A 20,703-nucleotide genomic window follows, 5' to 3' on the forward strand; every position below is an offset into this window, starting at 1 on the left:
GGGCGGTGTCAGGGGCTTCGCACGAAAGCCCGGGCCTCTTCGAACACAACTCCGCCCCGGCCGGGCGGTGCGCCGGCCGGGGCGGAGCGGAGGGGCCGATGGGCCCGGGGCGTCAGCTCAGGGACGCCAGCGCCTCGTTCCACGTGGCGGACGGACGCATGACCTCGGCGGCCTTCGCCGGGTCGGGCTGGTAGTAGCCGCCGATGTCGACCGGCTTGCCCTGGGCGGCGATCAGCTCGTCGACGATCTTCTGCTCGTTGGCGGCGAGCGTCTCGGCGATCGGCGTGAAGGCCTTCGCCAGGTCCGCGTCCTCGGTCTGCCGGGCCAGCTCCTGTGCCCAGTACAGGGACAGGTAGAAGTGGCTGCCGCGGTTGTCGATGCCGCCGACGCGCCGGGTCGGGGACTTGTCCTCGTTGAGGAAGGTCGCCGTGGCGCGGTCGAGGGTGTCGGCCAGGACCTGGGCGCGGGCGTTGCCCGTCACCTTGGCGAACTGCTCGAGGGACGGCACGAGGGCGAAGAACTCACCCAGGGAGTCCCAGCGCAGGTAGTTCTCCTTGACCAGCTGCTGCACGTGCTTCGGCGCCGAGCCGCCCGCACCCGTCTCGAACAGGCCGCCACCCGCCATCAGCGGGACGACCGACAGCATCTTGGCGCTGGTGCCCAGCTCCAGGATCGGGAACAGGTCGGTCAGGTAGTCGCGCAGGACGTTGCCGGTGACGGAGATGGTGTTCTCGCCGCGGCGGATGCGCTCCACCGACAGCTTCGTGGCCTCGACCGGGTTCAGGATCCGGATGTCCAGGCCCTCGGTGTCGTGCTCCGGCAGGTACTGCTCGACCTTGGCGATCAGGTTGGCGTCATGCGCACGGGTCTCGTCCAGCCAGAACACCGCCGGGTCGCCGGTGGCGCGGGCGCGGGTGACGGCCAGCTTCACCCAGTCCCTGATCGGCGCGTCCTTGGTCTGGCAGGCGCGGAAGATGTCACCGGCCGAGACGGACTGCTCGATGAGCGCGGTGCCGTTCTGGTCGACCAGGCGGACCGTGCCCGTGGTGGCGATCTCGAAGGTCTTGTCGTGGCTGCCGTACTCCTCGGCCTTCTGCGCCATGAGGCCGACGTTCGGCACCGTGCCCATGGTGGACGGGTCGAAGGCGCCGTTGGCCTTGCAGTCCTCGATCACGGCCTGGTAGACGCCCGCGTAGGAGGAGTCCGGGATGACCGCCAGGGCGTCGTGCTCCTGCCCGTCCGGGCCCCACATGTGGCCGGAGCTGCGGATCATGGCCGGCATGGAGGCGTCGATGATGACGTCGGAGGGCACGTGCAGGTTGGTGATGCCCTTGTCGGAGTCGACCATCGCCAGCTCCGGGCCCTCGCTGAGCTCGGCGTCGAAGGAGGCCTTGATCTCGGCGCCCTCGGGCAGGGCGTCCAGGCCCTTGTAGATGCCGCCCAGACCGTCGTTCGGAGTCAGGCCGGCCGCGGCGAGCTTGTCGCCGTACTTCGCGAACGTCTTCGGGAAGAAGGCGCGCACCACGTGGCCGAAGACGATCGGGTCGGAGACCTTCATCATCGTCGCCTTCAGGTGCACCGAGAACAGCACACCTTCGGCCTTGGCCTCGGCGACCTGCTCGGTCAGGAACTCGCGCAGCGCGGCGACCCGCATCACGGAGGCGTCGACGACCTCGCCCTTCTGGACGGGTACGGACTCGCGCAGCACGGTGGTGGTGCCGTCGTCGCCGACGAGCTCGATGCGCAGCGCGCCGTCCTCGGCGATCACCACGGACTTCTCGGTGGAGCGGAAGTCGTTCTGGCCCATGGTCGCCACGTCCGTCTTGGAGTCGGCGGACCAGGCACCCATGCGGTGCGGGTGGGACTTGGCGTAGTTCTTGACCGACGCGGGGGCACGGCGGTCCGAGTTGCCCTCACGCAGGACCGGGTTCACGGCGGAGCCCTTGACCTTGTCGTAACGGGCGCGGATCTCGCGCTCCTCGTCGGTCTTCGGGTCGTCCGGGTAGTCCGGCAGCGCGTAGCCCTGGCCCTGGAGCTCGGCGATCGCGGCCTTGAGCTGCGGAATCGACGCCGAGATGTTCGGCAGCTTGATGATGTTGGCGGCGGGGGTCTTGGCCAGCTCGCCGAGCTCCGCGAGGGCGTCCGGGATGCGCTGGTCCTCGGTCAGGTACTCGGGGAACAGGGCGATGATGCGCCCGGCCAGCGAGATGTCGCGGGTCTCGACGGCGACACCCGCCTGCGAGGCGTACGCCTGGACCACCGGCAGGAAGGAATACGTTGCCAGGGCCGGGGCCTCGTCAGTGTGCGTATAGATGATGGTCGAGTCAGTCACCGGGTGCTCCGCTCCACGTCTGCAACATTGCTCGACATCAAGATATCTCGTGCTCGACCTCGTCTCGACAGGGGTCCGCGCCCAGTTTCCGGGACCCAGGCACCCGGCAACCGTCCGAGCGAAGCGGACGATGGGAGATCGCAGCGGAGTGACGGCCCCGGCGACCGCCCTCACCGGCCTGGCGGCGGCTCTGCCCGGCCACGCCGCAGGGCCCCGGGAAGACGGACGCGTCCCGGAGACACTCGTCGGCGGCCGCCCGGCCGCCTTCGGGCAGGTGACCGGGAAGCCGCGGATCACCTCGGCGCGTACGCGCCCCGCGAAAGCACGGAGTCACGGTGTGCGTGGCCTGCACAGCCGGACCGCGCGAGGCCTTCCGCCTCACCGTGCCCGGCGGGCTGCGGGGCGTGCCGGCGGGCGGCCGTGTGCACCGAGCGGCCGACCGGGGACCGGACCGCGGACACGTGCCGCAGCCGCTCGCCACAGAGGTGGTGCGGATCACGTTCGGCGACCATGTGATCAACGGCCGGTCGCGCTGTCGCTCGGCGAGACGGTCTTCACCGCCACGATCTCGCGGTCCTGGAGCGGTACGGCGACGGCACGGAAGACGCCGCGCATGCCCGCCCGCCCGGACTGAACGGCCCGTCCCTGGCCAGGCCGCACAGCCGGTGGGACGGGCGCCGCGGAGAACTGGCCTCAGTCGAGCCGGGCGGAGGCCATGTCGCCCGGCTCGAGTTCGCCGGTCCGCTGCTGGGGGATGACGACCCCGCCCTGCTGGAGCGCCACCGTCCGGGCCGGGGCGGGAATGCGGATGCCCTCCGCGCGGTAGCGCTTGTGGAGGCGCTTGATGAACTCGTGTTTGATCCGGTACTGGTCGCTGAACTCGCCGACGCCCAGGATGACGGTGAAGCCGATGCGGGAGTCGCCGAAGGTGTGGAACCGGATGATCGGCTCGTGGTCCGGCACGGCGCCCTCGACCTCGGTCATCGTCTCGGCGATGACCTCGTTGGTCACCCGCTCCACGTGCTCCAGATCGCTGTCGTAGGCCACCCCGACCTGGACCAGGATGGTCAGCTGCTCCTCCGGCCGCATGAAGTTGGTCATGTTGGCCTGTGCCAGCTGACCGTTGGGGAGCACGACGAGGTTGTTGGACAGGTTGCGGATCGTCGTCTGCCGCCAGTTGATGTCCTCGACGTAGCCCTCCTCACCGCTGCTGAGCTGGATGTAGTCACCGGGCTGGACGGTCTTGGAAGCGAGGATGTGGATGCCCGCGAAGAGGTTGGCGAGGGTGTCCTGGAGCGCCAGCGCGACCGCCAGACCGCCGACGCCCAGGGCGGTGAGCAGCGGGGCTATGGAGATGCCCAGCGTCTGGAGCACCACCAGGAAGCCGATCGCCAGGACCAGGATCCGGGTGATGTTGACGAAGATCGTGGCCGATCCGGCGACACCGGAACGGGACTGGGTGACCGTGCGTACCAGGCCGGCCACCACCCGCGCCGCCGACACCGTCGCCACGAAGATGAGCAGCACCGTCAGCACCTGGTTGGTGTGGTGCTGCACCGTCCGGCTCAGCGGCAGCACCGCCGCCGCGCCCGCCGCGCCGCCCACCACCGCGGCCCACGGCAGCACGGCCCGCAGCGCGTGCACGATGACGTCGTCCCCGCTCCAGCGGGTGCGGTCGGCGTGCCCGCCCAGCCAGCGCAGCAGCATGCGCAGCGCGAAGGCCGCCAGCAGGCCCGACGCCAGGGCGATGCCGGCGAAGACCAGATCGTCCGCGGTGAGCGCCCGGTTCACCTGTCACCTCCGGGAAGAAGAACTGCGGCGAACGCCGTTGCCGGCCGCCGGATGTGAAGTTTCGTCACGTCGTCACCTGTTCGTCCTGCGGGATGTTCGATCGCGTGCGACCACCCTGGCCTGCGGTCGGCACGACCGTTCATCCTGCCGCATCCCGCACGGGGTTTCGTACCGGGGAACGGGCCAAGCCGGGGGAGTTGCGCCCGGGCACTCGGGGGCCTGTCGGCCGGTCAGATCACCTTCAGGCGTACCAGCGCCCCCAGCGTCAGCGCGCCCGGCAGCAGCGGCAGCCAGACCGTGATGACCCGGAAGGCCAGCACCGCGGCCGTGGCCACCGCGGCCGGGCCGCCCGCCGCCACCAGCGCCATGACCAGCGCCGCCTCCACCGAGCCGATCCCGCCCGGGGTGGGCACCAGCGCCACGGCGACCGTCGCCGCCAGGTAGGCCACCGCCATGTGCGCGGGCGGCACGTCCAGCCCCATCGCCTCGCCCACCAGCACCAGCACGGTCGCCTGGAGAGCGGGAAAGGCGAAGGACCCGCCCCACAGCGCCAGGGCCCGGGCCGGGCGGGTGTGCACCGAGCGGGCCTCGCCTAGCGCCGTCCGCAGGAAGGACACCACGGCCGAGCGCACCCGACGGACCAGGACCGGCACGGCCACCGCGATGACGAGCACCACTCCGGCACCGGCCAGCAGCGGGCCGAACGCCGTCTGGGGAACCAACGTGCCGAGCCGCAGCGCGTCGGGGAACGCGATGAGCAGGGCACCGAGCAGGGCCACCCGGCCGATGCTCTCCGCCAGCAGATACAGCGCGAGGGCCGCCGAGGAGCGGGCGAGCGGCAGCCCGCACACCGTCATGAACCTCAGGTTGACCGCGCTCGCGCCCAGACCGGTCGGCAGCAGGTGGTTGGCCGCGCCCGCCGCGAACTGCGTGGCGAGCAGCCGCCGTCGGGGCAGCCGCTCGACGACCGCGCCCTGCCGGGTGCAGGCGGCGGCGACCCAGGTCAGACAGGTCACGCCGGCCGCGGCCAGCAGCCACGGCCACTCGGCGTTGCCCAGATGCGCGAAGCCCTCGGCGAGCACCGACCGGTGCCGCACCGCGACCACTGCGACCAGCAGGAGCGGCAGCAGACACAGGATCTGGCGCAGCCGGCGGACCGGGACGCGACGGGGGAGCCGTCCCGGGCGGAGTTCGGGGAGTTGTACCGCTGTCACGTCCGCTGAGGCTTCCCACGTCCCGCCAACGGCGGGTTGCGGACGTGCGGACGGCGTCTTACGTGCGGGGAGCGGCTGGGAGGAGATCGTCATCGGGGCCTTTGCGGGGGGATCGGGGACCCTGGCGGGGGCGGGGACCTTTGCGGAGGAACGGGGAGCGAGGGGGGTTCGGCCCGATTGTGCGGGATGTCGGGCGCGATGCGCGAGCGCCTTGACCTCAAGAATGCTTGAGGTTCTACGTTCCTTCCCATGAGTATGGAGACCACAGCGTGGACACAACTGCACAGCGTCATGAACGCCCAGGAGGAGCGCCGCCCCTTGGCCCTCGCCACTCTGCGCCGCATCGGCGCGTTCGCCCGCCCGCACCGGCGCCGCATCGCCCTCTTCGTCCTGCTCGGCGTGGGGACCGCCCTGCTCGCCGTGGCGACCCCCGTCCTGGCCGGGAGTGTCGTCGACGCGATCGTCTCGGGCGGCACCGAGGGCACCGTCGTACGCCTGTCCCTGCTCATCGCGCTGATCGCGGTGGCTGAGGCGGCCCTCGGCATCCTCGGCCGGAGGCTGTCGGCGACGCTCGGCGAGCACCTCATCCTCGATCTGCGGACCGCCGTCTTCGACCATGTGCAGCGGATGCCGGTCGCGTTCTTCACACGCACCCGTACGGGCGCCCTCGTCTCCCGGCTCAACAACGACGTCATCGGTGCCCAGCGCGCGTTCAGCAACACCCTGTCCGGAGTGGTCAGCAACCTCGTCACGCTGCTGCTCACGCTCGCCGTGATGCTCACGCTGTCCTGGCAGATCACCCTGCTCGCGCTGGTGCTGCTGCCGGTGTTCGTGATTCCGGCCCGGCGCATGGGCAGCCGTATGGCCCGGATGCAGCGGGAGGCTGCGACGCTCAACGCGGCCATGGGCACCCGCATGACCGAGCGCTTCTCCGCACCCGGCGCCACCCTGGTGAAGCTCTTCGGGCGCCCGGAGGAGGAGTCGGCGGAGTTCGCCGAACGCGCCCGCCGGGTCGCGGACATCGGCGTCCGGACGGCGACCGCCCAGGCCGCGTTCATCACCGCCCTCACCCTGGTCTCCGCCCTCGCCCTGGCCCTGGTCTACGGCCTCGGCGGGGCCCTCGCCCTGCGCGGCACGCTGGAGCCCGGCGCGGTCGTGTCGCTGGCTCTGCTCCTGACCCGGCTGTACGCGCCGCTGACCGCGCTCGCCGGGGCGCGGGTCGAGGTGATGAGCGCCCTGGTCAGCTTCGAGAGGGTCTTCGAGGTGCTCGACCTGCAGCCGCTCATCGGGGAGAAGCCGGACGCGCGCCGGGTGCCCGACGGGCCCGTGGCGGTCGAGTTCGACGACGTCCGCTTCGGCTACCCCGCCGCCGACAAGGTCTCCCTGGCCTCCCTGGAGGAGGTCGCCACGCTCGACAGGCGGGGCGGCGACGAGGTCCTGCGCGGCATCTCCTTCCGCGCCGAACCGGGGCAGACCGTGGCGCTCGTCGGCTCCTCCGGCGCGGGTAAGTCGACCGTCGCGGGGCTGCTGCCGCGCCTGTACGACGTCGACGAGGGCGCCGTACGCGTCGGCGGCGTCGACGTCCGCGACCTGAGCGCGCGGTCCCTGCGGGAGACCCTCGGCATGGTCACCCAGGACGGGCACCTCTTCCACGACACCGTCCGCGCCAACCTCCTCCTGGCCCGCCCCACGGCCACGGAGAGCGACCTGTGGGACGCCCTGCGCCGGGCCCGCCTCGACGACCTCGTACGGTCCCTGCCCGACGGTCTCGACACGGTGGTCGGCGAACGCGGCTACCGCCTGTCCGGCGGGGAACGCCAGCGCATGACCATTGCCCGGCTGCTGCTGGCCCGTCAGCGCGTCGTCATCCTCGACGAGGCCACCGCGCACCTCGACAACACCTCCGAGGCCGCCGTCCAGGAGGCCCTCGCCGAAGCCCTCGACGGCAGGACGGCGGTCGTGATCGCCCACCGGCTCTCCACGGTCCGGACAGCCGACCAGATCCTGGTCGTCGAGGCCGGCCGGATCGTGGAACGCGGCACGCACGAGGAACTCCTGGCGGCGGGGGAGCGGTACGCGGAGCTGTACCGGACCCAGTTCGGCGGGACGGAGAGCCCGGTCGTGGAGAGGGCGGCCGCGTAGAGCGCCGACGCCCCGGCCTGGGTGAACGGCTCCCGGTGCGCATCCGTATCCCTGACGAGTACTCCTGCCCGCCCGCGAGGGCAGAACGGTTCGCATCCGGAGAAACGACGTGTCCCAGCAACAACCGCACGCACGATCCAGCCGCCGGCCCTGTCCCGCGCCCGCCGGCTGCGCGCCGCCGCGCTGGTCGTGCTCCCTCTGGTCGCCGCCTGCGGCGGCGGTGACGACGACCGGCCGGCCGCGCGTGGCGGGACGGCGACGCCGAGCGGGTCCGCCGCTCCCGCCGCCGGAGTCGTCGCGCCGGCGAAGGTGGAGGTGATCGCCGGCCTGACCGGCTGCAAAGTGAAGATCCGCACCGAGGCGGACGAGCTGCGCGAGGGCGTGTGCCACACGAAGCAGGGTGACTACCTCATCACCACCTTCCCCGAGGAGAAGCTCAAGGAGACCTGGCTGGAGTCGGCCGGCGTCTACGGGGGTACGTACCTCGTCGGCATGCGGTGGGTGGTCAGCGCCAAGCCGGAGATGTTCGAATCCCTCCGCGCGAAACTCGGCGGCACCGTCCGGGAGTTGCGGGGCATCGGACCCAGCGCGAACGCCTCCTGACGTCACCGCCGCCCGAGCCGGCGGACGAGACCGGCGACCTGTTCGTCCTGCCGGGCCAGGTAGGACTCGAACGCACGGCCGGTGGCGAACACGTCTCTCCAGCCGTGCCGGCGCAGCTCGGCCCGCCACTGGCGGGAGTCGTGCAGCTCCGTCAGCGCCTCGACCCAGCGCCGCCGGTCGGCGTCGCTGATGCCCGGCGGAGCCACGATGCCCCGCCAGTTGGCGAAGACCAGGTCGATCCCCGAGGACTTCAGGGTCGGGACACCCGGCAGCACACCGACCGGCCGCTCGCCGCTGACGGCCAGGACCCGCAGCCGGCCGGCGCGGATCTGGTCGAGGAACTCGCCGAACCCGCTGGTGGCCACGTCGACCCTGCCGTCCAGCAGCGCGGGCAGCAGCTCACCGCCCCCACCGTCGTACGGCACGTACGCGACCTTCCTCGGGTCGATGCCGACCGTCTGCGCCAGCCGCATCGGCAGCAGATGGTCGGGGCCGCCCACGGAGGAGCCGCCGCCCACCCCGAGGCTCCCGGGGGCCTTGCGCCAGGCGTCCACCAGCGCGCCGATCGTCCGGTACGGCGAGTCCTGCCGGACGACGATCGCGCCGGCCTCCTCGACGAGGCGTGCGATCGGGGTGGTCTCGGTGACGGTCACCTTCGACCCCGCCGCGTGCGCGGCGCCCACGACTCCGAGGCCCATCTGCAGGGCGAGATCGCCGTTGCCCCTTTCGTCGGCGAGGCGCTTCAGGCCCACCGTGCCGCCGGCGCCGGGCAGGTTGAACACCTGCACGTCCGAGGCGATGCCCGTCTCCTCCATGACCCGGGCCGCGGTACGGGCCGTGGTGTCGTAGCCGCCGCCGGGGGTGTTGGGCACCATGAGCCGCAGGTCCCGCGCGGGTCCGTCGCCCGGCCACCCACCGCACACGCCGGCCGCCAGCAGGGCCAGGGCAAAGAAGGCACCGAGTAAGGCGCGTGCGGGACGTCTCATGACACCTCACTTCCGGTTTTCCCTGGCCGGCGTCATGATTGTGCGACTCGGCACACGAGCCGCCCCACCTGTGTCGGCATTGAAGATTGAGTTCATTGTGGTCGCCACCTTTCGTCGCCATTCGCTCGCGGGCGAGATGCTGGTGCTCCAGCTCGCCATCGTCGTGGTGGTGCTGCTGGCGGTCGCCGCGGTCTCGCTCGCCCAGTCGCAGGCCACCTTCAACCGCGTCGAGGGGCGCCGCGTGAGCGCGCTGGCCGAGCAGCTGGCCGCCAACCCCCTGGTGCGCAGCCAGCTGGTGCGTCCCGCGCCCGGCGAGACCCTCGCGCCGCTCGTGCTCGCGACCCAGGCGCAGTCCGGAGTGACCTCGGTGACGGTGGCCGACGCCTCCGGCCGGATCGTCAGCTCCACGAACCCCACGGTGATCGGCGAGCGGCTGCCCCTCGGGCAGACCACCGACCAGGCGCGGGGGTGGTCGGGGCAGCTGACGCTGGACGGCAACCGCGAGCTGGCCGCCCAGGTGCCCGTCCTCGGGGCGACGGAGGAGAACCTCGGCCGCATCCTCGGCACGGTGATGATCGGCGAGGCCGATCCGACCGTCTGGCAGCGGCTCAACGGCGCATCCTCGTACCTGCTCGCCTATCTGGGCATCGCCAGCGGGCTCGGCGTGGCCGGCTCCTGGCTGCTCGCGCGGCGGGTGAAGCGGCAGACCCTCGGACTGGAGCCGGGCGAGATCGCGGGACTCGCCGAGCACCGGGAGGCGATGCTCTACGGGATCGCCGAGGGCGTGATCGCCCTGGACCCGCAGCACCGGCTCACCCTCGTCAACGACATGGGCCGCCGCCTGCTCGACCTGCCCGAGGACTGCGTCGGCCAGAGCCTGGACGGCCTCGGCATCGACGGACGGCTGCGGGACGTGCTGGCCGGCACCGCCGCCGGCAAGCGGGACGAGGTCGTCGTCCGCCACGGCCGGGTCCTGGTGATGAACCGGATGACCGTCACCAAGGACGGCCGGCTCCTGGGCTCGGTCACCACCCTGCGCGACCGCACGGAACTCGCCCGGCTGGAGCGGGAGATCGGCTCCTTCCGCAGCTCCTCGGAGCTGCTGCGGGCGCAGGCGCACGAGTTCGCCAACCAGCTGCACACCATCTCCGGGCTGATCCAGATCGGCGAGCAGGACGAAGTGGTGCGCTACATCCGCGCGTTGAACCAGCGCCGCCAGTCCCTGGACGTCACCCTCAGCCGCCGCGTCCGGGACACGGCGGTGGCCGCGCTGCTGATGGCGAAGGCGTCCCTCGCGGCCGAACGGAAGGTCAGTCTGCGCATCTCGGACGACACCGCGCTGGAGCGGCTGGCCCCGGAGGACGCCGCCGACGTGGCGACCGTGGTGGGCAACCTGGTGGACAACGCCGTCGACGCGGCCGACGCCCGGGACGACGCCTGGGTGGAGGTGGCGCTGCGGCAGGACGCCTCCAGCGTGGAGATCGCGGTCCGCGACTCGGGGCCGGGCGTGGCTCCCGAACTGGCCCGCGAGGTGTTCTCCCACGGCTTCACCACCAAGGCCGCGCGGGAGGGCGAGCGCGGCATCGGACTGGCCCTGACCAAGCTGGTCTGCGAACGGCACGGGGGAGAGATCTCGGTGGCCAACACCCCCGACGGGGCCGTGTTCACCGCACGCATGACCGTCAGCCACCTCCCCGAAGCGGTGGCGGAAGGAGCCGCCCCATGACCGGAAGGCACGACATCACCGGAACGCACGGCATGACCGGAACGCACGGCATGACCGGAACGCACGACAAGGCCGGCACGCGCGACAAGGCGGGCACGATCGACGTCCTCGTGGTCGACGACGACTTCATGGTGGCCCGGGTCCACCGCGCGTTCGTCGAACGCGTCGAGCCGTTCCGTGTCGTCGGCGTGGCCCACACCGGCGGACAGGCGATCGAGGCCGTGGACGAACTGCGCCCCGACCTCGTCCTGCTCGACCTGTATCTCCCCGACCTCTTCGGCCTCGACGTCATCCCGCGGCTGCGTACGGCCGGCCACGACTGCGACGTCATGGTCATCAGCGCCGCGCAGGAGGCCGACACCGTCCGCGGCGCCGTCCGGCAGGGCGTCGTCGACTACCTCCTGAAACCTTTCGACTTCGAGGATCTGCGCCCCCGCCTGGAGCGCTACGCCGCCCAGCGGGGCCGGCTGCTCACGGCGGTGGTACGAGGCCAGGCCGACATCGACCGGGTGCTGGCCGGAGCGGGCGTTGCCGCACCGGCCCCCGCGCTGCCCAAGGGCATGAGCGTGGAGACCGCCGAACTCGTCGAGCGGGCCCTGCGCGAGGCGGACGGCACCCTGTCGGCCTCCGAGTGCGCCGCGTTGACCGGCGTGTCCCGCGTGAGCGCCCGCCGCTACCTGGAGTACTTCCACGGCACCGGCAGCGCGGAGGTGTCCCTGCGCTACGGCGTCGCCGGCCGGCCCGAACGGCGCTACGCCTGGCGGGCGTGACCCGCTGTCTAGGGCGGGCCGTTGCCCTGCTGAGGGTCGGGCGCCGGCAAGGGGGAAGGCGCGGGGGCCGGGCTGGAGACCGTCGCGACGGAGCCGCCTCGGTCATTCGGTGTCGAGGCGCCCGGCTTCTCCGCCGTTTCCTCCGCGATCTCCACCGTGTACAGGCCCGGGCTCTGGTCGCGCCACCGTTCCGATTCAGGGCCGGCGGCCGTGGCGGCGGTCAGAGGGAGCACCACGGCCCCGGTGAGAGCCAGGACCCAGCCGAGGACGGGGCTCAGGAATGCGCCGGCGGTCCGGTGGTAGGTGTCGTGGTAGGCCAACTGTCGTCCCGGTGGTTCGACTTGACGTCATGTACTGCCCCCATGGGGCTCAAGTGTCGCAGCCGCCGCCGGGAAAGGGAATGTTGAAACTTAAAGCCTCACGCGCTGCACAGAAGTTTCACAGTCGGCCCTTGGTCAGGGCTGGTTGGTCAGGTAGCCGCCCATGGCGGTGAAGTACTCCGTCGCGGGCAGCTCCCGGCCGTCCTCGGTCCGTACGCGCGTGATGGCCAGGCCGTGGTTGCGGCCGGTGCGGGCGTCGGCTCCGGCGACGATCACCACACCCTCGCCCTCGCGGTAGAAGATGCGCCCGGGTGTACCGCCGTACCGCCCCTCGGACACGACGGCGGCCAGGACCTCGAGTCGCCTGCCCTTGTGGAAGGTGAACGCGCTGGGGTACGGCTCGGACTGGGCGCGGACCAGGCGCTCCAGGTCTTCGGCCGGCCAGGTCCAGTCGATGCGGCTGTCCTCGATGGACCGCTTGTGGAAGAAGCTGGCCTGGGAGCGGTCCTGCTGGGTGAACTCCGTCTGCCCGGAGGCGATGAGGTCGAGCGCGCCGATGGTGACGGGGGCGATGAGGTCGACGGTTTTGTGGAACAGGTCGGTCGCCGTGTCCGTCGGCCCGACCGCCACCGCCTCCTGCCGCACGATGTCACCGGCGTCGAGTTCGTCGTTCATCATGTGCGCGGTGACGCCCACTTCGGGTTCTCCGTTGATCAGCGCCCAGATCAGCGGGGAGAAACCGGCGTACTTCGGCAGCAGTGAGTCGTGCACGTTCAGCGTGCCGTGGCGCGGCAGGTCGAAGATGCGCGGGGGGATCCACGTACGCCAGTTGTTGGCCACGATGATGTCCGGGTCGGCCTCCTTGAGGCGCTCGAACAGCTCGTCGTCGTCAGGGCGGTTGCGGATCACGACCGGCACGCCGTTCTTCTCGGCGAGGTCGGCGACCGAGTCGCTCCAGATCTTCTCGTACGCGTGCTCGCTCTTGGGGTGCGTCACGACCAGGACCACGTCGTGCTCGGAGTCCAGGAGGGCTTGGAGGGTGCGGTGCCCCCAGGTCTGGTAACCGAACATGACGACCCGCATGGGGTTCCTCCTCGAAGCAGGGAATGGCCGTGGCCAGTAAAGCAAGCCTTACCTAAGTGGTCAACGGGGCCTGTTTGCACATGTGTTGACGACTTGCCGGCTCTCGTGCGTCCCTTTTGTCTATGGACAGCTTCACAGGATGAGCTTAGCCTTACCTAAGTTTTGGGCGGTGCCTCCTCGGCGTGCCCGACGTCCGTACTTCCCGATGCTCGACCGACGGCTGTCCGCCCAGAAGGGCCGCCGCACCGCACGATGGGAGTGACATGGCACAGGCTCGTCCTGGCGACGCCCCTTTGATCCACGACCTCATAGGCATCGGCTTCGGGCCGTCCAACGTGGCCATGGCGATCGCGCTCAGCGAGCACAACGCACGCGTCGGCGGGGAGGAAGCGGTCCGCGCTCACTTCTTCGAGCAGCAGCCGCGCTTCGGCTGGCACCGAGGCATGCTCATCGACGACGCGACCATGCAGGTGTCCTTCCTCAAGGACCTGGTGACGCTCCGGAACCCCGCCAGCGAGTACAGCTTCCTGTGCTACCTCAAGAGCAAGGGACGGCTGATCGACTTCATCAACCACAAAAACCTCTTCCCGCTGCGGGTGGAGTTCCACGACTACTTCGAGTGGGCCGCGGGCCAGGTCGACGGCATGGTCTCCTACGGCCACGAGGTCGTCGGCGTCATGCCCGTCCTGCGTGACGGCGCCGTCAAGTACCTGGACGTGACGGTCCGTTCGGGGGAGGGCCTCGAGGTCCACCGGGCCCGTAACCTCGTCCTCGGCACCGGTCTGCGCCCCCTCATGCCAAAGGGCGTGGAGCGCGGCGACCGCGTCTGGCACAACTCCGAACTGCTGGCGAGGATCGACGCGTTGGAGGGCACCTCGCCCTCCCGGTTCGTCGTCGTGGGTGCCGGTCAGAGCGCCGCCGAGAACGTCGCCTACCTGCACCGCCGCTTCCCCGAGGCCGAGGTCTGCGCGGTCTTCTCCCGCTACGGCTACAGCCCCGCCGACGACAGCGCCTTCGCCAACCGGATCTTCGACCCCGAGGCCGTCGACGAGTTCTTCGCCGCGCCCAAGGACGTCAAACGCCGACTGATGGACTACCACGGCAACACCAACTACTCCGTGGTGGACATCGACCTGATCGACGACCTGTACCGGCAGATGTACCGGGAGAAGGTCCTCGGTGCCGAGCGCCTGCGTTTCCTCAACGTTTCCCGGCTCACCGGTGTCACCGAGACGCCGGACAAGGTCAGTGCCACCGTCACGTCCCTCGTCACCGGCGAGGAGACCCTCCTGGACGCCGACGTCGTGGTGTTCGCCACCGGCTACAGCCCTGCCGACCCCGTCGGTCTGCTCGGCGAGGTGGCCGACCGCTGTCTCCGTGACGACGAGGGCCGTGTCCGCGTCGAGCGCGACTACCGCATCGCGTCGGAGCCCGGCCTGCACTGCGGCATCTACCTTCAGGGCGGCACCGAGCACACGCACGGCATCACCTCGTCGCTGCTGTCCAACACCGCCATCAGGGTCGGCGAGATCCTGGACTCGCTCCTCGACAGGGGCCGCAAGTCCGCTTCCGACGAGGCCCGGACGGTCGCCGACGGAACCGGCGCCGCGCGCTAGTCCACCCACCGGTTCCGCCGTCACATCGCCGCGCCTCACCGGGTGGGCCCACCCGGCAGACACGGCAGCACCGATCAAAGGGATGACGTACGTCGACATGGGCACGATCGCAGTGCAGCGCCCCGCGTCCCGGACCACAACTGGGGCCCGGCGGCGGAGAGTTGTGGGCCTGGGCGCGCTGGCCCTGGTCCTCGTGGCCGCGGGGGCGGTGTCGTTGGCCGTCGGTGCGCGCGCCTTGAGCCCCGGCGAGGTGTGGCACGGGCTGTTCGCGGCACCGGAGTCCGACCAGCGGCTCACCGAGACCAGGCTCATCGTGGAGACCGTGCGGGTACCCCGGACGGTGCTCGCGATCGTGGCGGGCGTCGCCCTGGGGGTCGGCGGGGCGCTGATCCAGGGGTACACGCGCAACCCGATCGCCGACACCGGCCTGCTGGGCGTGAACTCCGGCGCCTCGTTCGCCGTGGTGACGGTGATCGCCGTGTTCGGGCTCTCCGACCCGTTCCAGTACATCTGGTTCGCGTTCCTGGGGGCGGCGGTCGCCGGTGTCGTGGTGTTCGGTCTTGCGAGCATCGGCCGCGGTGCCGGCAACCCGTTGACGCTCGCCCTGGCCGGGCAGGGAGTCACGGTGTTCCTCGCGGCGATGACCACGGCGGTCGCGCTGTCGGACCAGAAGTCGCTGAACGCGCTGCGGTTCTGGAACGCGGGGTCCGTGGCCGGAGTGGGGTTCGGCGTCATCTGGCCGGTGACCGGGTTCATCGCGGCCGGACTGGTGCTGGCACTGATCACGCTGCCGGCCCTCAATCTGCTCAATCTGGGCGACGACGTGGCGCGCGGGCTCGGGGTGAACATCGCGCTGAGCCGGACCATCGGCATCACCGCCATCACCCTGCTGGCGGGCGCCGCGACGGCCGCGTGCGGGCCCATCGCGTTCCTCGGGCTCATGGTGGCCCACGTGGCCCGGTATCTGACCGGGCCCGACTACCGCTGGCTGGTGCCGTACGCGGGTCTGCTCGGTGCCATCGTCCTTCTGGTCTGCGACATCGCGGGCCGCCTGGTGGTGCGGCCGAGCGAGCTGGACGCGGGCGTCGTCGTCGCTCTGCTGGGCGCCCCGTTCTTCGCGGCTCTGGTGTGGCGCGGAAAGTTCAAGAACGCATGAACAGGACAGACGTGAAGCCGGACGTGAAGCCGTCGGTGACGCCGGGCGTGCGGCTCGGCCAGGTGTCGTTCGTGTGGCGGCCGTGGATCGTGTGCGTCTCGCTGCTGCTCGCGGCGGCGACGTTCCTGGTGTTCTGCCTGTCCATCGGCGTCGGGGACTTCCCCATCGGGCTGCCCCGGGTGATCGCCACGATCGTCGGCCGGGGCGAGCAGGTCGACGAGTTCGTGATCATGGATCTGCGGATGCCGCGGGCCCTGGCCGGGGTCGTCGTGGGCGTCGCGCTGGGGGTGTCCGGTGCGCTCACGCAGTCCATCGCCCGCAATCCGCTGGCCAGTCCGGACGTCCTGGGCATCACCAACGGCGCCGGCGCGGTCGCGGTGTTCCTGGTGACGGTGTCGGGCGGGACGGCCGCGGCGGTCGTCGACTCCGTCGGCCTGTCGGCGGCGGCGCTCCTGGGCGGCCTCGGCACGGGCCTGCTGGTGTACTTCCTCGCCTGGCGGCGCGGGATCGACGGCCTCCGGCTCATCCTCATCGGCATCTCGGTGAGTGCCGTGATGGAGGCCCTCACGACCTGGCTGCTGGTCTCGGCCGACATCAGGGACGTCGCCAAGGCCCAGGCCTGGCTGGTCGGCTCGCTGGACGACCGGTCGTGGGACGAGGTCCAGGTGGCCGTCTGGGGCACGCTCGTCCTCCTGGTCGTCGTGGCGGGCGCCGCGTTCCAGTTCAAGCCGATGCACCTCGGTGACGACGTCGCCGCGGGCCTGGGGGTCCGTTACTCGGCCGTGCGGGCGGTCCTCCTCCTGTGCGCCGTGCTGCTGGCCGGCGTGGCGGTGAGCGCGGCCGGTCCGGTCCCCTTCGTGGCGCTGGTGGCCCCGCAGGTGGCGATGCGTCTGGCGAGATGCCCGACGCCGCCCCTGGTGGCCTCCGCGCTGTTCGGTGCGCTGCTGCTGACCGGCTCGGACCTGGTCGCCCGCACGGCACTGCCCGTCAGTCTCCCGGTCGGCGTGGTCACCGCGGCGATCGGCGGCCCCTTCCTCGTCTATCTGCTGGTACGGGCGAACCGCAGATAGCTGATACTAAGTCAGGCGAGCCTAAGTAAGGGGGCCTTGTGGTCACTCAGTCCGTCACCGGGGTCGAGTCCGAGTCCGATCACGCCTCACGGCTGGCAGCCAGGGGCGTCACGGTCGGATACGGCGCCCGGACCGTCATCGACGATCTCGACGTGGCGATACCCCCCGGGGTCATCACCACCATCATCGGCCCCAACGGCTGTGGAAAATCGACCCTGTTGAGGACCCTGTCCCGGCTGCTGAAGCCGTCCAAGGGGACGGTCGTGCTGGACGGTGACGACATCGCCCGGCTCAGGACGCGGGACGTGGCGAGGAAACTCGGCCTGCTGCCGCAGGCGCCGGTCGCGCCCGAGGGCCTGACGGTGGCCGACCTGGTCGCCAGGGGCCGCCATCCGCACCAGAGCTGGCTGCGGCAGTGGTCCTCGGACGACGCCGACGTCGTGGCACGCGCCCTGGCCATGACCGGGGTGTCCGACCTGGCCGACCGCCCGGTCGACGCGCTGTCCGGCGGCCAGCGGCAGCGCGTCTGGATTTCGATGACCCTGGCCCAGGGCACCGATCTGCTGCTGCTGGACGAGCCGACCACCTACCTCGACCTGGCGCACGCGATGGACGTGCTCGATCTGGTCGACGACCTGCACGAGTCGGGATGCACCGTGGTGATGGTGCTGCACGACCTCAACCTGGCCGCGCGCTACAGCGACAACCTCATCGTGATGCGGGCGGGGTCGATCCTGGCCCAGGGGCATCCCCGTGACGTGCTGACCGCCGAGCTGCTGCACGAGGCGTTCGGACTGCACGCCAAGGTCATCGAAGACCCGGTGGGCGACCGGCCGCTGATCGTCCCGATCGGTCGCACGCACGTCCAACTCGACTAGTTCGTCAGAAAGTTACGTAAGTAAGGCTAGGCTTGCCTTACTGCCTTGCGATACGGTTTGCCTGCCCTTACCGGGGGCGGACCGGACAGTGCGGAAAGCAAGGGGATTGACGGATGCTCCTCCACAGAACGACGCGCAGGACGCCATGGCGTCGGGTCGCGGCGCTGCTCTCCGCCGCGACGCTCGGCGTCGGCCTCCTCGCGGGGTGCGGCTCCGAGTCGGACTCGGCGGACAAGGGCAGCGACTCCACCTCGACCGCCGCGGCCGGCGCCTTCCCGGTCACCGTGGAGCACGCGTTCGGCACCACGAAGGTCACCGAGGCCCCGAAGCGGGTCGTCACCGTCGGCTACACCGACGACCAGACCGTCCTGGCGTTCGGCATCAAGCCGGTCGGCATGACCGACCAGTACCCGAACCCGGCCGGCCAGAGCCCCGACATCAACACCCAGTGGCCCTGGGTGAAGGACAAGTGGGGCGACACCAAGCCCGAGGTCATCATGAAGAACGGTGACTCCGGCCCCAACTACGAGAAGATCGCCGCCCTGCGCCCGGACTTGATCATCGCGGTCTACTCCGAGATCGACCAGGCCGGCTACGACAAGCTCTCCAAGATCGCGCCGACGGTGGCCCGCACCAAGGCCGAGAAGGAGCCGTTCAGCGCCCCCTGGCAGGACAACGCCGTGCACATCGCCAAGGCGCTCGGCAAGGCCGAGGAGGGCGAGAAGATGGTGCAGGACATCCAGGGCAGGCTCGACACCGCCAAGAAGGCGCACCCCGAACTCGCGAACCAGACCGCCGTCGTCCTGTCCTGGTACGAGAACTCGGTGGCGCCGTTCACCTCCACCGACGTGCGCGGCCGGCTCGTGACGGGCATCGGCTTCACGTACCAGACCGAGATCGACAAGGTCGCGGACGGCAGCTTCTACACCAAGCTCTCGCCCGAGCGCATCGACCTGGTCGACGTCGACCGCATCTTCGTGATCAACGACAAGGCCGACACGGCAGCCCTGAAGAAGTTCAAGCTGTTCGCCAACCTGGAGGCCGTGAAGAAGGGCAACGTGTCCTACCTGCTGGACAGCGAGGGCCCGGCGGTCGGCGCCGCCATCTCCCAGGGCACCCTGCTGTCCATGCCGTACGCCGTGGACGAGCTCGCGAAGTCGGTGGCCGAGTAGCGATGCCGGTCACCATGCCCTGTCCCCTTCCCGCCCGGGTCGCGGTGTGAGCGCGACCGTCACCCGCCCCGCCCCGGCGACGCTGCACACGGCGACCGGGCGCGAGGCCACCCGATGGGTCGCGGCGCACTGCCGCGAGGCGCCGTGGCTGTCAGCGGCCACCGTGCTCACCACGGTGGCCGGCGCGGCGCTCCAGGTGCTCCCGGTCCTGCTCCTCGGCCGCGTGGTCGACGGCGTGGTCCAGGGGGAGTCGCGCTCGATCCTGGTCACCATCGGGGTGTTGATCGGGGCCGCCGCGCTGCTCGGCGCGGCGGCCACCGCGGTGTCGACCTACCTGATCGGCCGGCTGGGCGCCGACCTGCTCGCACGGCTGCGGGAAGGGGCCGTCCGGGCGGTGCTGGGCATGCCGAGCGCCCGCGTCGAACAGGTCGGCCGGGGAGACGTGCTCTCCCGGGTCGGCGACGACGTGGCCGTCATCTCCAAGGGCATCCGTACGGCCATCCCCACGGTGTTCTCGGCCGGAGTGCTGGTCACCATCGCCACGTTCGGCATGTTCGGGCTGGACTGGCGGCTCGGACTGGCGGGCGCCTGCGCGCTGCCCGCGTACGCGCTGGCCCTGCGCTGGTACCTCCCCCGCTCCGCCCCGCTCTACCGGAAGCAGCGGGTGGCCCAGGCCGACCGTGCCCAGGCGTTGATCAGCGGTCTGAACGGGATCGACATCGTCCGCGCGTACCGGCTGGAGGGCGACTTCCGCGAGAAGGTCACCAGCGAGTCCTGGCGGGTGCGCGACCTCGGTATCGAGGTGTTCCGGTTCTTCGGCCGGTTCGTCGGCCGGGAGAACCGCGCCGAGTTCATCGGGCTGGTCCTGATCATCGTGGTGGGATACGCCCTGCTGGAGGCCGACGCCGCCAGCCTGGGCGAGGTGTCGGCGGCCCCGCTGCTGTTCCACCGGCTGTTCGGGCCGCTGGGCCTCATCATGTTCACCTTCGACGAGGCGCAGAAGTCGGGTGCGAGCCTGACCCGGCTGGTCGGCGTGCTGGGTGAGGCCGGTGAGGGCCGGCTGGTGGGGGACCCGGCCGTCGCGCCGGCGGACGCCGAGCCGGTGCCGGTGACGGTGCGGGGACTGACGTTCCGTTACCCGGGCGCCGAGGCACCGGTGCTGAAGGACGTCGATCTGACGATTCCGGCCGGGGCTTCGCTCGCGCTGGTGGGAGCGACGGGTGCGGGCAAGACGACCCTGGCCGCGCTGATCGCGGGCATCGGGACGCCCGAGTCCGGGTCGGTGCGCATCGGCGCGACGGACCTGGCGGGTCTGGACGAGGCCGGGGCGCGGGCGTTGGTCAGCATTCTGACGCAGGAGACGCACGTGTTCTCCGGCCCGCTCGCCGACGACCTGCGGCTGTCCGCGCCCGGGGCGACCGACGCCGAGCTGATGGACGCGCTGCGCACGGTCGGCGCCGACGCCTGGGCCGATGCGCTGCCCGACGGGCTGAACACCAGGGTCGGCGAGGGCGGTGAGCGCCTGGACGTCACCAAGGTCGCCCAGATCGCCCTGGCGCGGCTGGTGCTGGCCCGCTCGCCCGTGGTGGTGCTCGACGAGTCCACCGCGGAGGCCGGCAGCGAGGGCGCCGCCGAGCTGGAGCGCGCGGTCCTGGCCGCGTGCGCGGGCCGGACCACCCTTTTCGTGGCGCACCGGCTGACCCAGGCGATGGCGGCGGACCGGATCGCCGTGCTGGACGCGGGCCGCGTCGTCGAGCAGGGCACGCACGACGAGTTGGTGACTCTGGGCGGCCGGTACGCGCGACTGTGGCAGGCATGGCGCGAGGGCAGTTAGGCAAGCCTAA

Annotated in this window: 16 protein-coding genes; 10 read left to right on the plus strand and 6 right to left on the minus strand. The window is 71.1% G+C overall.

Annotated elements, in window-relative coordinates; all coding sequences use genetic code 11:
* Positions 1-112: 112 nt before the first annotated feature.
* The 3 genes from V8690_RS38205 to V8690_RS38215 form a co-directional block, all read right to left on the minus strand.
* Complete coding sequence (locus tag V8690_RS38205; RefSeq protein WP_338784607.1) at positions 113-2,332, minus strand: NADP-dependent isocitrate dehydrogenase; 2,220 nt, start codon at positions 2,330-2,332, stop codon at positions 113-115.
* A gap of 693 nt (positions 2,333-3,025) precedes the next feature.
* Positions 3,026-4,123, minus strand: a complete 1,098-nt coding sequence (locus V8690_RS38210; protein ID WP_338784608.1) for a mechanosensitive ion channel family protein — start codon at positions 4,121-4,123, stop codon at positions 3,026-3,028.
* A gap of 230 nt (positions 4,124-4,353) precedes the next feature.
* Complete coding sequence (locus V8690_RS38215) at positions 4,354-5,253, minus strand: lysylphosphatidylglycerol synthase transmembrane domain-containing protein (RefSeq protein WP_338785610.1); 900 nt, start codon at positions 5,251-5,253, stop codon at positions 4,354-4,356.
* A gap of 339 nt (positions 5,254-5,592) precedes the next feature.
* Between V8690_RS38215 and V8690_RS38220 the strand changes: the two genes are divergently transcribed.
* Positions 5,593-7,479 carry an ABC transporter ATP-binding protein gene (locus tag V8690_RS38220; protein WP_338785611.1) on the plus strand — a complete coding sequence of 629 codons (1,887 nt, stop codon included), beginning with the start codon at positions 5,593-5,595 and terminating at the stop codon, positions 7,477-7,479.
* Between the two features lie 183 nt (positions 7,480-7,662).
* Positions 7,663-8,082: a hypothetical protein gene (locus V8690_RS38225; protein WP_338785613.1), complete on the plus strand. Its 420-nt coding sequence runs from the start codon at positions 7,663-7,665 to the stop codon at positions 8,080-8,082.
* A 2-nt stretch (positions 8,083-8,084) separates the two neighbouring features.
* Here the strand turns inward: V8690_RS38225 and V8690_RS38230 are convergent, their stop codons facing one another.
* Positions 8,085-9,068 (minus strand): tripartite tricarboxylate transporter substrate binding protein, encoded by a 984-nt coding sequence (locus V8690_RS38230; RefSeq protein ID WP_338784609.1) that lies wholly within the window; start codon positions 9,066-9,068, stop codon positions 8,085-8,087.
* Between the two features lie 97 nt (positions 9,069-9,165).
* Between V8690_RS38230 and V8690_RS38235 the strand changes: the two genes are divergently transcribed.
* Complete coding sequence (locus V8690_RS38235; RefSeq protein WP_338784610.1) at positions 9,166-10,794, plus strand: ATP-binding protein; 1,629 nt, start codon at positions 9,166-9,168, stop codon at positions 10,792-10,794.
* Positions 10,795-10,844: 50 nt separating this feature from the next.
* Positions 10,845-11,564, plus strand: coding sequence for a response regulator (locus tag V8690_RS38240; protein ID WP_338785614.1), 720 nt, complete (start codon positions 10,845-10,847; stop codon positions 11,562-11,564).
* 8 nt (positions 11,565-11,572) lie between these two features.
* Here the strand turns inward: V8690_RS38240 and V8690_RS38245 are convergent, their stop codons facing one another.
* Both V8690_RS38245 and V8690_RS38250 read right to left on the minus strand, forming a co-directional pair.
* Positions 11,573-11,884, minus strand: coding sequence for a hypothetical protein (locus tag V8690_RS38245; protein ID WP_338784611.1), 312 nt, complete (start codon positions 11,882-11,884; stop codon positions 11,573-11,575).
* Positions 11,885-12,019: 135 nt separating this feature from the next.
* A complete protein-coding gene (locus V8690_RS38250; protein ID WP_338784612.1) occupies positions 12,020-12,967 on the minus strand; it encodes a methionyl-tRNA formyltransferase in 948 nt (315 codons plus the stop codon).
* 263 nt (positions 12,968-13,230) lie between these two features.
* On the opposite strand from V8690_RS38250, the gene V8690_RS38255 reads away from it, so the two are divergent.
* From V8690_RS38255 to V8690_RS38280, 6 genes are all read left to right on the plus strand, one after another.
* Complete coding sequence (locus V8690_RS38255; RefSeq protein ID WP_338784613.1) at positions 13,231-14,583, plus strand: lysine N(6)-hydroxylase/L-ornithine N(5)-oxygenase family protein; 1,353 nt, start codon at positions 13,231-13,233, stop codon at positions 14,581-14,583.
* A 97-nt stretch (positions 14,584-14,680) separates the two neighbouring features.
* Positions 14,681-15,739 carry an iron ABC transporter permease gene (locus V8690_RS38260; protein WP_338785615.1) on the plus strand — a complete coding sequence of 353 codons (1,059 nt, stop codon included), beginning with the start codon at positions 14,681-14,683 and terminating at the stop codon, positions 15,737-15,739.
* Positions 15,736-16,809 (plus strand): iron chelate uptake ABC transporter family permease subunit, encoded by a 1,074-nt coding sequence (locus V8690_RS38265; protein WP_338784614.1) that lies wholly within the window; start codon positions 15,736-15,738, stop codon positions 16,807-16,809. Before V8690_RS38260 ends, V8690_RS38265 begins: the two co-directional genes overlap by 4 nt.
* A 38-nt stretch (positions 16,810-16,847) precedes the next feature.
* Positions 16,848-17,687, plus strand: a complete 840-nt coding sequence (locus V8690_RS38270) for an ABC transporter ATP-binding protein (protein WP_338784615.1) — start codon at positions 16,848-16,850, stop codon at positions 17,685-17,687.
* A 113-nt stretch (positions 17,688-17,800) separates the two neighbouring features.
* Entirely contained in the window at positions 17,801-18,859 is a 1,059-nt protein-coding gene (locus V8690_RS38275; RefSeq protein WP_338784616.1) for an iron-siderophore ABC transporter substrate-binding protein, read from the plus strand.
* Positions 18,860-18,905: 46 nt separating this feature from the next.
* Positions 18,906-20,693 carry an ABC transporter ATP-binding protein gene (locus V8690_RS38280; RefSeq protein ID WP_338784617.1) on the plus strand — a complete coding sequence of 596 codons (1,788 nt, stop codon included), beginning with the start codon at positions 18,906-18,908 and terminating at the stop codon, positions 20,691-20,693.
* Positions 20,694-20,703: the final 10 nt, after the last annotated feature.

The sequence above is a fragment of the Streptomyces sp. DG1A-41 genome (assembly GCF_037055355.1).
Classification (GTDB): domain Bacteria; phylum Actinomycetota; class Actinomycetes; order Streptomycetales; family Streptomycetaceae; genus Streptomyces.

Bases quoted from the DNA above. Each gene is read 5' to 3' on its own strand.
- V8690_RS38220 (WP_338785611.1), top strand. From the start codon at position 5,593: ATGGAGACCACAGCGTGGACACAACTGCACAGCGTCATGAACGCCCAG.
- V8690_RS38230 (WP_338784609.1), bottom strand. From the start codon at position 9,068: ATGAGACGTCCCGCACGCGCCTTACTCGGTGCCTTCTTTGCCCTGGCC.
- V8690_RS38240 (WP_338785614.1), top strand. From the start codon at position 10,845: ATGACCGGAACGCACGACAAGGCCGGCACGCGCGACAAGGCGGGCACG.
- V8690_RS38250 (WP_338784612.1), bottom strand. From the start codon at position 12,967: ATGCGGGTCGTCATGTTCGGTTACCAGACCTGGGGGCACCGCACCCTC.
- V8690_RS38255 (WP_338784613.1), top strand. From the start codon at position 13,231: ATGGCACAGGCTCGTCCTGGCGACGCCCCTTTGATCCACGACCTCATA.
- V8690_RS38260 (WP_338785615.1), top strand. From the start codon at position 14,681: ATGGGCACGATCGCAGTGCAGCGCCCCGCGTCCCGGACCACAACTGGG.
- V8690_RS38265 (WP_338784614.1), top strand. From the start codon at position 15,736: ATGAACAGGACAGACGTGAAGCCGGACGTGAAGCCGTCGGTGACGCCG.
- V8690_RS38275 (WP_338784616.1), top strand. From the start codon at position 17,801: ATGCTCCTCCACAGAACGACGCGCAGGACGCCATGGCGTCGGGTCGCG.